The sequence below is a fragment of the Mycobacterium sp. TKK-01-0059 genome (assembly GCF_000709305.1).
Taxonomy (GTDB): domain Bacteria; phylum Actinomycetota; class Actinomycetes; order Mycobacteriales; family Mycobacteriaceae; genus Mycobacterium; species Mycobacterium intracellulare.
The window spans coordinates 194,746-209,041 of the sequence record NZ_KL446995.1 but is presented as its reverse complement, the minus strand read 5'-3'; the positions used below and the strand labels follow the sequence as shown (position 1 = coordinate 209,041).

Here is a 14,296-nt window from a genome sequence, read left to right as displayed (position 1 = left end):
CGGACCCGAAGGAGAGGCCGCCATCAGCACCGATTCTGATTTCCAGGAACTGCTGGCGACACTCGACCTCGATCGTCTCGATGATGACCTGTTCATCGGCTCGCATCCCAGCAAGAACCCGATGCGGACGTTCGGCGGTCAGCTCATGTCGCAAGCGTTCGTCGCGGCCAGCCGGAGCCTGGTTCGCGGCGACCTGCCGCCGAGCGCGCTCTCGGTGCACTTCATCAACGGTGGCGACACCGGCAAGGACATCGAATACCGCGTTACCCGGCTGCGCGACGAGCGGCGGTTCGCCAACCGGCGCGTCGACGCGACGCAAGACGGCACGTTGCTGTGCTCGGCCATGGTCTCCTACATGGCCGGCGGCCGGGGCCTCGAGCACGGCATCGAGCCGCCGCAGGTCGCCGAACCGCACACCCAACCCACGATCGGCGAGCTGTTGCGCGGGTACGAGGAGACGGTCCCGCACTTCGTCAACGCCCTGCAGCCCATCGAGTGGCGCTACACCAATGACCCGGCGTGGGTGATGCGGACGAAGGGGGACCGGCTGCCCCACAACCGGGTCTGGGTCAAGGCACTGGGCGAGGTTCCCGAGGACCCGGTATTGCACACGGCGACAATGGTGTACTCCTCGGACACCACGGTGCTCGACTCGGTCATCACCACGCACGGCCTCTCCTGGGGCTTCGACCGCATCTTCGCCGCGTCTGCCAACCATTCCATCTGGTTTCACCGGCAGGTCAACTTCAACGACTGGGTGTTGTACTCGACGTCGTCGCCCGTGGCCGCGGATTCGCGTGGCCTGGGCACCGGGCACTTCTTCGACCGGTCCGGGCAGCCGCTCGCCACGGTGGTGCAGGAGGGCGTGCTGAAGTACTTTCCGTCTTCTGCCCGATAAACCGTTACCCAATAGCTGCAGGATATCCGCCCGAATCTCTCCCGGATGGGCCCTGATCGGGCGTAGCTTTGACGTAGCCGGGTATTCGGTGCAGAGGCGGCAGACATGCCGCCCAGCTGTTGTCAGCGCATCGGGAGGTGAGTGTGAACGGGCCGGTGGTGGACGTCACAGCACGACCTCGCGTGCGCGAACGTGTTGTCGTCTCGGCCGATTCGCGGGCGGCCCGGTTGATCGGCGCCCTGGCGCTGCTGTGCGCGGCGTGCTGGCTCATCGAGATACTCGCCCGTCACCACAGCCAACCCAACTGGCATTTCGCCGACCGGTTGGCGTGGTCGTTGACGGTCCTGGTCGCGGTGGCGTGGATCGCGCGCGGCGTCTTCCTGGGCCGCCCGGTGACGACGATGCACGCCATTGCGGCCGCGTTTTTCGTGCTGGCGGGGCTGGGCATGCACGTGCTGTCCTTCGATCTGCTCGGTGACGTCGTGATCGCCAGCTCGGGCCTGGTGTTGATGTGGCCGATGACCTCACACCCGCGGCCCGCCGACCTGCCGCGCGTGTGGGAATTGATCAAGGTGACCCGCGATGACGCGTTGGCGCCGTTCACAATGCAGACCGGCAAGAGCTACCACTTCACCGCCGACGGCTCCGCGGCGCTGGCCTACCGGACGCGGATGGGAATCGCCGTGGTGAGCGGCGACCCCATCGGCGAGGAGAAGCGTTTCGGCGAACTGGTGGCCGATTTCGCCGCCACCTGTCATGCCCACGGATGGCGCATCGCGGTGGTGGGGTGCGGCGAGCGGCGGCGCGAACTCTGGACCGACCCGGCCGTCCTGGGACAAACGTTGCGGGCCATACCGATTGGGCGCGACGTCGTTGTCGACGTGTCGGGCTTCGACATGGTGGGCCGCAGGTTCCGCAACCTGCGTCAGGCGGTCAAGCGCACCCATAACTGCGGTGTCACAACCGAAATCGTGGCCGAGCAGGAGCTCGACCACACGTTGCTGGCCGAGCTGACCGAGGTGGTGCGGGAATCGTCCAAGGGGGCTCGCGCCGACCGCGGATTCCACATGAATCTCGACGGCGTCCTGGAAGGCCGTTTCCCGGGGATACAGCTGATCATCGCCAGGGACGCCACCGGCAAGGTGCAGGCCTTTCACCGATACGCCACGGCCGGCGGCGGCAGCGACATCACCCTCGACGTCCCGTGGCGACGCCGCGGCGCCCCCAACGGACTCGACGAGCGGCTCAGCGTCGACATGATCATGGCCGGCAAAGACAATGGGGCACAGCGGGTTTCGCTCGCATTCGCCGCTTTCCCCGAGATATTCGACGACAAGAACCGCGGCTGGACCCAGCGCGTGTTCTACCGGCTGATCCACATCCTCGACCCGCTGATCGCGCTCGAGTCGTTATACCGGTACGTGCGCAAGTGGCACGCGCTCGACGCGCGGCGCTACGCGCTGATCTCCATGACACAGATCGTCCCGCTACTGTTCGTGCTGCTGTCGCTGGAGTTCATGCCACGCCGCCGACACCTCTGAGCGTGCCGCCGGCCATGGGGGACAGCCTGATTGGCAGCGGCCGTCCAGTTACCCGACAGCACATTCTCACCCTTCGTCGCTACCGTTGAAGAGGTAGGCACCCCCGGATACCGCGGTGGACACACGGGGAAAGGCGCTTTGTCATGGGTGACACGTTTCGCGACCCCATCGACCATGCGAGGACGACCAGGCCGCATGCGGGTGAGTCGCTGATCGACGTGATGAGCTGGCCGGGCTACCTGTTCATGCTGGTGGGGGTGATCGCCGTCTTTCGGTGCCTCGTCGCCCTCGGCACCGGCCACGAGGGCCGGAGCCTGATCGGCGGCGCGATCGCGATCGCGGCGATCACGGTCGGGTTGGTGTGGCTCAAGGTCGAACGCGGGCGGGTCCGCAAGCTCGAGAACCGCTGGTATGACGAGCACCCGGACGCCCATCGGCAGCGCCCGGCCAGCTGACCGCTGCCCGGCTGACACGCGGTAGTTCAGGCTTTGTGATCGACGCGCAGCTCGTCGCAGCCAAGTCCCTTGGGCAGGTGGTGAGTGGCCACCACCACGGTGCGCTCGGGGGACAGCAGCCGGGAATCCGGGGCCAACAGGTCGCGCAGGACCTTCTCGGCGTCGGTGACGTCGAGGTGTTCGGTGGGTTCGTCGAGCAGCACGATCCGCGCGGGCGAGAGGACCGCCCTGGCCAGCAGCAGCCGCCGGCGCTGGCCCGCCGAAAGGGATTGCGCGCCACCGATCAACACCGTGGCCAAGCCCTCGGGCAAGCCGGCGAGCCACCCGCCCAGCCCGACGGCGCCCAGGGCCGCGGTGAGTTCGTCGTCGCGGCGGTCGCCGCGGGCGACCAGCAGGTTGTCCCGGATCGTGGTGGCGAAAATGTGGGCGTCCTCCGCGAAAAAGCCGATGGCGCAGCGCAAATCGGCTTCGTCGAACCGAGTCGCGGCGACGCCGTCGAGCAGCACCTGCCCTTCGCGCGGCGGCAGCAACCCGGCGAGCGTCATCAGCAGCGTCGTCTTCCCCGAGCCGCTGGCGCCGGTCACCGCCAACCGCGCGCCCGGGGGCAGGTCCAGCGCGACGCGGATCGAGCCTGCCGCGCTGTGACCCGAACGCACGTCCGCGGACAACCGGCAGGTGCCGACCGGCCTCGGTGTCGTCTGCGTGGCGTCGACGGTCTCGCGCGGGCCCTCGGCCGCCAACTCGAGCAACCGCCGCGCGGCGATCCGCGACCGGGTCAGCTGCACGGCCGCCGCCGGCAGGGGCGTCATCGCCTCGAAGGCGGACAGCGGCAGCAACATCAGCACGGCGAGCGTGGTGGGCGCGACCGCGGGTGCCAACCCGATCCCGGCCACCACCGCACCCAGCACGCTGGCCCCGACGGCCGCCGTGGTCATCGCCTCGGCAATGGCGGCCGGTTTGGCCGCGGTGTCCAGGGCGTCACCCCAGGCGCGGTGCCGGCGTTGCGATTCGGCGATGACGCCGGGGAGCAGCCCGGCGACGCGAAGCTCGGGCGCGTGTTCGAGCGCGACGAGCGCCGAGGTGTCGCGCTCGGAATGCTGCTGCCGCGCGATCTCCTCCTGGGTCGCGGCGGCCCGCGCGGCGAGTCGGGGAGCGACGAAACCGGCGATGAGCAGGCAGATGGCGAGCACGACGGCCGCCGCCGGCGAAATGGCGGCGACGACCGCGGTGGCCGCGAGCGCCAGCACCGCCGCGACGCCGATCGGAACCAGGGCGCGCACCAAGACGTTCGCCAGGTCGTCGACGTCGGCGCCCACCCGGGACACCAGCTCACCGCTGTGCAGCCGGACGGCGGCCGCCGCGGGCCCACGCGCCAGCCGCTGATAGACCTGCACCCGGGCGGTGCCGGCGGCGCGCAGGGCTGTGTCGTGGGTGACCAGGCGCTCGCAGTAATGCAGCACGGCCCGCGAGATCGCGAACAGGCGCACCGCGACCGCGGCGACCGAGAGGTCGAGCACGGGCGGCATCTGCCAGGCGCGGGTGATCAGCCACGCCGCAACACCGGCCAGCGCCAGCGCGCTGCCCAGCGAGAGCACCCCGAGCGTGATCGCGGCCAGCACGCGCGGCAACCGGGGCCGCAGCAGCGCCGCGGCGGCAAATAGGGGTTCAGGGCGAGTCGCCGCCGAATCAGGCCGGGGCATAGCGCACCCCACGGTCGGCGATCACCTCGACGACCCGATCGCCGATGGCCAAAACCGGCTCGCGGTGCCCGACCACGATCACGGTCGCACCGGCGCGCGCCCGCGCCGCGATGGCCCGCAAGACCCGTTCCTCGGTGCGCGCGTCCAGGTGCGCGGTCGGCTCGTCGAGCAACAGCACGTCGGCCGTCGATCCGAGGGCCCGCGCGAGACCCAGCCGTTGCCGCTGTCCCAAAGAAAGCCCGACGCCGCCGCGCCCCAGCACGGTGTCGCCCCCCTCGGGAATCTCGGCCAACACGGCGTCGAATCCGGATACCGCACAGGCGGTTTCGCGGTCCTCGAGCTCTCCGAGCAGCGCCAGGTTGTCATCGACGGTGCCGGGAACGAGCACCGGGCGTTGGGGCAGCCAGGACAGCTGAGCCCACCACCGGGCCGGCTCGAGATCCGCGACATCGACCCCGGCGACGGTGACCCGGCCCGACGAGGCCACGGTGATGCCGGCGATCGCCTGCAGCGTGGTGCTTTTCCCGGCACCGTTGCGCCCGGTCAGCACGGTCACGGCGCCGGGCTCGATCACCGCGTTCAGATCCCACGGCGCCCGACCGTCGCGGCCGGCGACGGTGAGACGTTCGAGGCGGATCGGCGCGCCGCGCGCGGTCACCGTCCGGGTGCCGCCCTTGGCCGGGGTGTGCTCGCCGATGAGGGCGAACGCCGCACCGGCCGCGGCCCTTCCGTCTTGAGCGGCATGGAACTCCACGCCGATGCGGCGCAGCGGCCAGTACACGTCCGGCGCCAGCAACAGCACCGTCAACCCCGTGGTCAGGGTCATCTCGCCGAACACCAGGCGGAGCCCGATTCCGACGGCGATCAGCGCCACCCCCAGGGTGGCCAGCAATTCCAGCACCAGAGCCGACAGGAAGGCGATCCGCAGCGTCGCCATGGCCGAGCGGCGGTGCGCGGCGGCGAGTTCGGCGATGCGCTGTTCGGGGCCCGCGCCGCGTCCCAACGCCCGCAGGGTGGGGATCCCGGCGATCAGGTCCAGCAGCCGCGCCTGCAGGGTGGTCATCGCGGCCAGGGCGGCCGCCGAGCGGTCCCGGGTCGCCAGCCCGATCAGCACCATGAAGACCGGTATCAGCGGCAGCGTGATCGCCACGATCGCCGTCGATTTCAGGTCGTAGGCCGCGATCACGGCGACGGTGGCCGGCGTCAGGATCGCGGCGAGCAGCAACGCCGGCAGGTATCCGGTGAGGTAGGGCCGCAGGCCGTCGAGTCCGCGGGTGACCACCACCGCGGCGGCGTCGCGTTGCGCCGCGAGCTCACCGGGCTGCCTGGCGGTCACCGCATCGAGCACCCGGCCGGACAGGTCCGCGATGACGGCGCTGGCCCCCCGCTGCCCCAATCGGGCCTGAAACCAATGCCCTATCGCGCGAATTACCCACAGCGCCAACAGGAGTGACAGCGGACCCCACCAGGCGTGCAGGCCGCGCGCGGGGGGATCGTCGACGACGCGTGCGACGATGCGCGCCAACACGATCGCCGAGCCGATCGCGCAGCCGGAGATCAGCACCCCGCAACCCACCGCGGCGACCAGATAGCGGCGCAGCGCCGCCGATGCCCGCCACAGTCTCGGGTCCAGTGGCGCCCGGCTCGCGCGGTCGTTACCGCTCAGGACGGGCGCCTTGCCAGACCGATGGGTGCGGGTATCCGCTCGGCCGAGATCCGTTGCCGGAACACCCAGTACGTCCATGCCTGGTACACCACCGTCAGCGGCGCCATGAAGGCGGTCACCCACGTCATGACCTTGAGCGTGTAGTGCGTCGACGACGCGTTGTAGATGGTGAGACTCCACTGCCTGTTCAAGGTCGAGGGCACCAGGTTCGGATACAGCGAGCCGAACAACAGGATCACCACCGCCGCGACCACCAGCGCGACGCACGTGAACGCCCAGCCGTCGGAGGCCCGCCGCCACACCAGCAGCACCGCGACCACCTGCGCGACCACCGCGGCGGCCAGCACCGCCCAGGTCCAGTTTTTGCCGTACGCCAGTTGCGTCCAAAGTCCAAAGCCCGCAACCAGTCCGGTCACCGGCAGCGAGAGCCACACGGCGAACCGGTGGGCGTCCTCACGGATGGCGCCGGACGTCTTCAACGCGACGAACACCGCTCCGTACAGCAAGAACAGACCGGCGGTCGCCAAGCCGCCCAACACCGTATACGGGTGCAGCACGTCGGCGACCGACAGGTGAATGTGGCCCGCGGCGTCCACCGGAAGCCCGCGGACCAGGACGGCGAACGCGACACCCCACAAGACGGCCGGCAGCCACGAGCCGGCAGCGATGCCGAAATCCGCCCAGCCGCGCCATTTTGTGTCGTCGATCTTGCCGCGCCACTCGATCGCCACGGCACGCACGATCATGCCGAACAGGATCGCCAGCAACGGCAGGTACAGCGTCGAGAACACGGTGGCGTACCAACCGGGAAAGGCGGCGAACATCGCCGCACCGCCGACGATCAGCCACACCTCGTTGCCATCCCAGACCGGGCCGATGGTGTTGAGCGCCGTGCGCCGCAACGGCTCGGCCTCACCGATGCCCGCGCGCGCGAACGGCTCCATCAACATGCCCACGCCGAAGTCGAAGCCCTCGAGGATGAAGAACCCCAGGAACAGCATCCCGATGATGCCGAACCACACTTCTTGCAGTCCCACTGCGATCAGCTCCTTTCGGCGTCGATAAGCCCCATCACGCCCTTAGTAGGCGAACGACAGGGGCGCCACCTCGTCAGCGTCGGGCGCCTGCGGGGGAGCGGGTTCCGCGTCGTGTTCCAGCGGCCCTTCGACGGTGTAACGCTTGAGCAGAAAGAACCACACGACCGCCAGCACCGCGTAGACGACGGTGAAGGTCACCAGCGACGTGATGACCATGCCCGGCACGTGGTTCGACACGCCTTCGCGGACGGTCATCCGGACCAGCGGGTCACCGGTCGGGTTCGGAGCCACCACCCATGGCTGCCGGCCCATCTCGGTGAACACCCAACCCGAGATGTTGGCCAAAAACGGCGTGGGAATGGTGAGCAGTGCGAACCAGGAAAACCAGCGGCCCTTGGGGGTTCGCCCGGCGCGGGTCAGCCACAGCACGGTCAGGGCGAACACCACGGGGAACACCAGGAACCCGATCATCAATCGGAACGACCAGTAGGTGACGAACAGGTTCGGCCGGTAGTCGTCGGGTCCGAAGCGGTGCTGGTACTGCTGCTGCAGCTCGTTCACCCCCTGCAGCGTCACGCCGCTGAGCTTGCCCTCGGCCAGGAACGGCAGCACGTAGTGCACCTTGATCACTTCCGTGACGCTGCCGCAATTGTTGTGGGTGCCGATGGTCAGCACCGAGAAATCGGGGTCGGTTTGTGTGCGGCACAACGCCTCCGCCGACGCCATCTTCATCGGCTGCTGGACGAACATCAGCTTGCCCTGGCGATCGCCGGTGAAGAACAGGCCGACCGCGGCGAGCAGCACCACCCCGCAGCCCAGGATTGCCGCGGGGCGAAACATGGTGCGGGCCTCGGTTTCCGCGGCGGGGGCGGTGGATTCGGTCCTGCGTGAGCGCACCATCCACCACGCGCTGACGGCGGCGACGAAGGTGCCGGCGGTCAGCAGCGCTCCCGCCACGGTGTGTGAAAACGCCGCTTGCGCAGTGTTATTGGACAGCAGGGCGAAAATGCTGTCCAGCTCGGCGCGCCGTGTCGCCGGGTTGTAGTGCGCGCCGACCGGGTGTTGCATGAACGAGTTCGCCGCGATGATGAAGAACGCCGAGGCGTTGACACCGATCGCGACGATCCAGATGCAGGCCAGGTGGAGCAGCTTCGGCAGCCGGCTCCAGCCGAAGATCCACAAGCCGATGAACGTGGATTCGAAGAAGAAGGCGAACAGCCCTTCCATCGCCAGCGGTGCACCGAAGATGTCGCCGACGAACCGCGAATACTCGCTCCAGTTCATCCCGAACTGAAATTCCTGGACGATGCCGGTCGCCACACCGATGGCGAAGTTGATCAAGAACAGCTTGCCGAAGAACTTGGTCAGCCGGTACCACGCGGTGTTCCCGGTAGCCACCCACACCGTCTGCATGATGGCGATCAGTGGGGCCAAACCGATCGTGAGCGGCACAAAGATGAAGTGGTAGACGGTAACAATACCGAACTGCCACCGCGAAATATCGACGACATTCATCTGTCATCTCCCGACTGCGGAGGCCCGATCAACGGCTACGACAGAGTGTAGTAGATGGGTAGGCGCCTGCGCCACCGGCGCGCGCGTCAGCTGCCGAGCGAGTTGGACGCCTTGCGGATGCCGAAGGCCGAAATGACCTCGAAGATCCCGATGACCACGAACCACGCGCCGACCACGATCGCCAGGGTGACAATCGATTCGAACGGTGACGCCACGACCACGATGCCGGCCAGCAGGCTGAGCACGCCGAGGAAGATGTTCCAGCCCCGGCCCGGCAGGTGCGGGTCGCTGACGGCCGAAATCGTCGTGGCGACACCACGGAAGATGAACCCGATGCCAATCCAGATGGCCAGCAGCAGAATTGCGTAACCCTGACCGAAGTGGCGGAACGCGAGCAACGCCAGAATCAGCGACGCGGCCCCGCTGATGAACAACAAGACTCGGCTCCCCGCCGAGACGTGCAGTGAGAACGCGAATACGACCTGCGCGATACCGGTGATGAGCAGGTAAACGCCGAAGGCGACGGCGGCCACCAGGATGGAAATTCCCGGCCACGCCAACACCAGGACACCGAGGACGATCGACAGAATTCCCGACAGCAGAGCGGATTTCCACAGATGCGGCAGCAAGCTTGGAACGGGGTGGGTTCCAGGAGAGCCAGGGGAGATAGTCATGGCCGCAGTCTGACACAAACGCGGGCCCTGGTACAGGGACCGTGCAGGGGCTTTGATCAGACGTGGACGGTGTGTGGTCGCCCGGTGAGCAGGTCGGCGGGCTCTTCGTCCGCCTTGCGGCCGATGAGGTACCAGGTGCGCATAACGCCCTTGCCCTTGACTTCGATGCGGCCGCGCTCCTGCAGGACGAACTCGTTCTTGAGTCGCTCGTACATCGCCTCGGGCACCTGGATTCGGCCCACCGAATCGGTGGATTCCATCCGCGACGCGACATTGACCGCGTCGCCCCAGACGTCATAGAAGAAGCGGCGCGAGCCGACGACGCCCGCGACCACGGGCCCGCAGGCCATGCCCATCCGCAGCGCGACCGGATCGCCGTGCGGATCCTTCAGTGCGGCAGCGATATTGGCCATGTCGAGCGCGAAATCGGCAAGAGCGAAGGCGTGATCCGGCCGAGCCCGCGGGACCCCGCTGACCACCATGTAGGAGTCGCCGCTGACCTTGATCTTCTCGAGGCCGTGTTTGTCGACCAGTTCGTCGAAGGCGCCGTACAGCCGGTTCAAGAACCGCACCAGGTCGGCCGGGGTGGTGGTGCTGGCGCGTTCGGTGAACCCGACGATGTCGGCGAACAGGACGGAGACCTCGTCGTACTTGTCGGCGATGACGCTGCGCGACGAGCTCTTGAGACGCTCGGCGATGCTGCCCGGCAACATGTTGGCCAGCAGCGCTTCCGAGCGCTCGTACTCGGCCTCCATCACCGCCTCGGCGCGCTGCGTGTCGCGCAGCGCGAACCACACCGCCACGAACACCATCACGCAGGCGGAGACGATGGTGACCACGAAGGTCATCGACTGCGCCCACGCCGGCTGTAATCCGGTGTCGCGGGGGACCAGGAACTCCAGGGCGATCACCAGCCCGGCCCCGACCGCCGTCAGGCCGGCCGCCAGCACGGTGTGTTCGATGCCCAGCAACAGCACCACCAGGCACGCCCCGACCAAAAAGAAGAACTGCGCGCCCGTACCCGTGCCAGCGTCCCAGGTGCTGACGAAGACCGTGACGTAGGCGGCGCCGATGAAGGTGAGCGGCGCGATGAGGTCACCGAAACGGTGCAGCCACGGCACCGCGGCGAAGATCATCGCGGCGAGGGCGTTGAGCGAGATGATCTGCCACGTCCAGACTCCGGTGATCAACTGCAAAGCGACGAAGTCGACGCAGACCAGCACGGCCAGCCACGCGGCAATCGCGAGCACCCGGTATTGGCGCGCGGCGCTGTCGGCGTAGTGCTGGTTGCGGGCGCGCGACTGGGCCCGCGCCGCGGCTACACAGTCCGGGCGCTTCGACGAGCCGTCTGGCCATCGCGGTGGGCCACCACAATCCTTGGCCGCCACGCAGCAAGCCTAACCGCTGAGCAGGGTATTTGTCGGCTGTCTAATGAATATCACCGTTTTCGCCCCCGTAAGTTTCCGGATCTGATAACCATCTAGTTATCGGGTTTTTGTCGGGTTACGAGTCATTTGGTTCGGTTATTCAACACGTGTTGGACGCTCTGCGTGACGCGTGTTCGCCTCGACTAAGGGGTGCCTGATGGCGGTTCTCAGAAGAATCGTTCTTGCGTCGCTCATTGCCCTTACCGCCATGCTGATGGACGGCTGCAGCGTCGCCTGTAGTGATCCGAGTTGGCTGCTACGGGTGGCCGGCGATTCCATCGGCAATTACACCGCGGGGCCGGAGGTTTCGGCATCCGGCCAGGTGTGTGTCACGCGATCATTCGGCGACTGACGGTTCCGAGCCCGCCCGGGGTTCCCGCGGATCGCCGGGACCGATAGCGGGGCCGGCGGTGGGCGTCGCCGATTCGATTCGGGATCGTCGCCACCGAAATCGCGATCGGCCGCGTCCTGCCCGCGCCGAATTATGAATTCAAGTGATCTTTTGCGCGCCATATTCTTGCCTGCAATACGAAGAACTATAAATGCGCAGAGTTTATAAATGCGGCTGAATTCATACCATTGGAAGGTATTGGGCCCGATATGGAAACTTGTGAACCGGATGCGTCGGCCGGTACCGCTACTTCGGTACCGAAGAAAGCCGGCCGAGCCGATGGCGCCGCCGACCGCGATCGCTGGTGCCCTCGGTGAGATTCGAACTCACACTGGACGGGTTTTGAATCCGTTTCCTCTGCCAGTTGGGATACGAGGGCGTGCCGGCCTCTTACCTTAGAGGCAGCCTCCCACCATAGAGGATTTGGTGTCCTCACCTGCCACACCGCCCCCGCGCACGCTGGTCTGAGGCGTTCGCGACACAATATTCGTCATGACAGGCCCCACGACCGACACCGACGCCGCTGTGCCGCGCCGGGTCCTGATCGCTGAAGACGAAGCGCTCATCCGACTGGATCTCGCCGAGATGCTCCGAGAGGAGGGTTACGAGATCGTCGGCGAGGCCGGCGACGGGCAGGAAGCCGTCGAGCTGGCCGAGCGCCATCGGCCGGACCTGGTGATCATGGATGTGAAGATGCCGCGCCGTGATGGCATCGACGCGGCCTCGGAGATCGCCAGCAAGCGCATCGCACCGATCGTCGTGTTGACCGCGTTCAGTCAGCGCGACCTGGTCGAGCGGGCCCGGGATGCGGGGGCGATGGCGTACCTGGTGAAGCCGTTCACCATCAGCGACCTGATCCCGGCCATCGAATTGGCCGTCAGCCGATTCGGTGAGATCGCCGAGCTGGAACGCGAGGTGGCGTCACTGTCCGACCGGCTGGAGACCCGCAAGCTCGTGGAGCGCGCCAAGGGGCTGCTGCAGACCGAACAGGGGATGACCGAGCCCGAGGCGTTCAAGTGGATTCAGCGGGCAGCCATGGACCGGCGGACCACGATGAAGAGGGTGGCCGAGGTCGTCCTGGAGACCCTGGACCCGCCCAAGGAATAGCCCGAGCAGCAGGCCGAGCAGCAGCCCGAGGAGCACCCCAAGGAGCACTCGAGCCGTCGAGTGTGAATCGTTGGCTTTGGATGTGAACCCCCGGCGGCGACACGCCGACAATCCGCGCCCAGGCTTCACACTGAAAGCCGTGGCTTCACACTCAAAACCGTGGCCGCACAACGCAAGCCAACGCGGCGGCAATCCCTAGCGGGCGACGATCACCGACGAACCGTGCCCGAACAGCCCCTGGTTGGCGGTGATGCCGACCGTGGCGTTTTCCACCTGTCGGCCCGTGGCCCGACCGCGCAGCTGCCACGTCAGCTCGCAGACCTGAGCGATCGCCTGCGCGGGGATGGCCTCGCCGAAGCAGGCCAGCCCGCCGGACGCGTTGACGGGCACGCGGCCGCCGATGGTGGTGGCGCCGCTGCGCAGCAGCGCCTCGGCCTCGCCCTTGGGGCACAGGCCCAGGTGTTCGTACCAGTCGAGCTCGAGCGCGGTGGACAGGTCGTAAACCTCGGCCAGGCTCACGTCCTCGGGCCCGATGCCCGCCTCGGTATAGGCCGCGTCGAGGATATGGTCCTTGAACGCCCGATCGGGCGCGGGCACCGCGGCGGTGGAATCCGTTGCGATGTCCGGCAATTCGGGCAGATGCTGCGGATAGTTCGGGGTGACCGTGCTGACCGCCCGCACCGACGGCACACCGGCCAGCGAGCCGAGGTGTTCGCGGGCGAACTTCGCGCTGGCCACGATCAGCGCGGCCGCGCCGTCGGAGGTGGCGCAGATGTCCAGCAGCCGCAACGGGTCGGCCACCACCGCGCTGGCCAGCACGTCCTCGACCGACACCTCCTTGCGGTACCGCGCGTTCGGGTTCTGCAGGCCATGCCGCGAGTTCTTGACCTTGACCTGGGCGAAATCCTCGAGCGTGGCGCCGTAGAGGTCCATCCGGCGCCGCGCCAACAGCGCGAAGTACACGGGGTTGGTGGCGCCGATCAGGTGGAACCGCTGCCAGTCGGGATCGTTCTTGCGCTCTCCGCCGACCGGGGCGAAAAAGCCCTTCGGCGTGGTGTCGGCGCCGATGACGAGGGCGACGTCGCAAAAGCCGGCCAGGATCTGGGCGCGGGCGCTCTGCAGCGCCTGCGAACCGCTGGCGCACGCGGCGTAGCTCGAGCTGACCGGCACGCCGTTCCACCCGAGCTTCTGGGCGAACGTCGCGCCCGCGACGAACCCGGGGTAGCCGTTGCGGATGGTGTCCGCGCCGGCCACCAACTGGATCTGTCGCCAGTCCAGGCCCGCTTCGTTCAGCGCGGCCCGGGCCGCGGCCACCCCATATTCGGTGAAGTCGTTGCCCCACTTGCCCCAGGGATGCATCCCGGCGCCCAGGATGTACAGCGGTTCGGGAGCGCTCATGGTCACGCCACCTTCCACGCGTGCACGATGCGCTGCACGCCGTCGTCGTCGGTGTAGAGCGGCATGGTGGTCAGTTCCATCTCCATGCCGACCTTCAGGTCGGCGGCCAGCGTGCCCTCGACCACCTTGCCCAGCACGATCACGCCCTCCTCGGCCAGCTCCACGGCGGCGACGGCGAACGGCTCAAAGGGGTCCGGCGACGGGTAGGGCGGCGGTGGCGCGTACCGGTTCTCGGTGTAGCTCCACAACTTTCCCCGCGTCGACAGCGCGACGGATTCCAGCGTGTCGCTGGCGCAACCCGGATTGGGGCAGTTGTTCGCCCGCGGCGGGAAGACGTAGGTGCCGCACTCGGGGCACTTGCTGCCGATCAGATGCGGGACACCGGCGTCGTCGGTGGCGAACCATCCATCGACCGCCGGTTCTTGTCGGATGACTTCTGGCACCGGGCCAGCGTACCCAGCTCGCGCACAAAACTGAAACGTGTTGC

General features: G+C 67.6%; 12 protein-coding genes and 1 tRNA gene. 4 read left to right on the top strand and 9 right to left on the bottom strand.

Annotated elements, in window-relative coordinates; all coding sequences use genetic code 11:
- Positions 1–22 precede the first annotated feature (22 nt).
- From K883_RS23030 to usfY, 3 genes are all read left to right on the top strand, one after another.
- Entirely contained in the window at positions 23–898 is an 876-nt protein-coding gene (locus tag K883_RS23030; RefSeq protein WP_081490114.1) for an acyl-CoA thioesterase II, read from the top strand.
- Between the two features lie 143 nt (positions 899–1,041).
- Positions 1,042–2,439 carry a bifunctional lysylphosphatidylglycerol flippase/synthetase MprF gene (locus K883_RS23025; RefSeq protein WP_036455977.1) on the top strand — a complete coding sequence of 466 codons (1,398 nt, stop codon included), beginning with the start codon at positions 1,042–1,044 and terminating at the stop codon, positions 2,437–2,439.
- 143 nt (positions 2,440–2,582) lie between these two features.
- A complete protein-coding gene (gene usfY, locus K883_RS23020) occupies positions 2,583–2,894 on the top strand; it encodes a protein UsfY (protein ID WP_014385114.1) in 312 nt (103 codons plus the stop codon).
- 26 nt (positions 2,895–2,920) lie between these two features.
- Here the strand turns inward: usfY and cydC are convergent, their stop codons facing one another.
- From cydC to K883_RS22985, 7 genes are all read right to left on the bottom strand, one after another.
- Positions 2,921–4,594: a thiol reductant ABC exporter subunit CydC gene (cydC, locus tag K883_RS23015; protein ID WP_020822809.1), complete on the bottom strand. Its 1,674-nt coding sequence runs from the start codon at positions 4,592–4,594 to the stop codon at positions 2,921–2,923.
- Complete coding sequence (cydD, locus tag K883_RS23010; protein WP_081656376.1) at positions 4,581–6,194, bottom strand: thiol reductant ABC exporter subunit CydD; 1,614 nt, start codon at positions 6,192–6,194, stop codon at positions 4,581–4,583. Before cydD ends, cydC begins: the two co-directional genes overlap by 14 nt.
- Positions 6,195–6,256: 62 nt before the next feature.
- Positions 6,257–7,297, bottom strand: coding sequence for a cytochrome d ubiquinol oxidase subunit II (gene cydB, locus K883_RS23005; protein WP_036455975.1), 1,041 nt, complete (start codon positions 7,295–7,297; stop codon positions 6,257–6,259).
- A 42-nt stretch (positions 7,298–7,339) separates the two neighbouring features.
- A complete protein-coding gene (locus tag K883_RS23000) occupies positions 7,340–8,812 on the bottom strand; it encodes a cytochrome ubiquinol oxidase subunit I (RefSeq protein WP_014711908.1) in 1,473 nt (490 codons plus the stop codon).
- Positions 8,813–8,898: 86 nt separating this feature from the next.
- The gene (locus K883_RS22995) at positions 8,899–9,504 is read right to left on the bottom strand and encodes an HdeD family acid-resistance protein (protein WP_026071350.1); all 606 of its coding nucleotides are present in this window, start codon (positions 9,502–9,504) and stop codon (positions 8,899–8,901) included.
- A 38-nt stretch (positions 9,505–9,542) separates the two neighbouring features.
- On the bottom strand, positions 9,543–10,874 hold the full coding sequence (locus K883_RS22990) for an adenylate/guanylate cyclase domain-containing protein (protein WP_014711907.1): 1,332 nt from the start codon (positions 10,872–10,874) through the stop codon (positions 9,543–9,545).
- A 732-nt stretch (positions 10,875–11,606) separates the two neighbouring features.
- Positions 11,607–11,683 (bottom strand) — tRNA-Leu (locus tag K883_RS22985).
- Positions 11,684–11,796: 113 nt separating this feature from the next.
- On the opposite strand from K883_RS22985, the gene K883_RS22980 reads away from it, so the two are divergent.
- Positions 11,797–12,411, top strand: coding sequence for an ANTAR domain-containing response regulator (locus K883_RS22980; RefSeq protein ID WP_008257686.1), 615 nt, complete (start codon positions 11,797–11,799; stop codon positions 12,409–12,411).
- Between the two features lie 195 nt (positions 12,412–12,606).
- On the opposite strand, the gene K883_RS22975 is transcribed toward K883_RS22980, so the two are convergent.
- Positions 12,607–13,815 (bottom strand): lipid-transfer protein, encoded by a 1,209-nt coding sequence (locus K883_RS22975; RefSeq protein ID WP_020822806.1) that lies wholly within the window; start codon positions 13,813–13,815, stop codon positions 12,607–12,609.
- Positions 13,812–14,252, bottom strand: coding sequence for a Zn-ribbon domain-containing OB-fold protein (locus K883_RS22970; RefSeq protein WP_020822805.1), 441 nt, complete (start codon positions 14,250–14,252; stop codon positions 13,812–13,814). The genes K883_RS22975 and K883_RS22970 overlap by 4 nt, the downstream gene beginning before the upstream one ends.
- Positions 14,253–14,296 lie beyond the last annotated feature (44 nt).

Excerpts from the sequence above, each read along its gene's own strand:
- usfY (WP_014385114.1), top strand. The coding sequence starts at position 2,583 with ATGGGTGACACGTTTCGCGACCCCATCGACCATGCGAGGACGACCAGG.
- cydC (WP_020822809.1), bottom strand. The coding sequence starts at position 4,594 with ATGCCCCGGCCTGATTCGGCGGCGACTCGCCCTGAACCCCTATTTGCC.
- K883_RS23000 (WP_014711908.1), bottom strand. The coding sequence starts at position 8,812 with ATGAATGTCGTCGATATTTCGCGGTGGCAGTTCGGTATTGTTACCGTC.
- K883_RS22980 (WP_008257686.1), top strand. The coding sequence starts at position 11,797 with ATGACAGGCCCCACGACCGACACCGACGCCGCTGTGCCGCGCCGGGTC.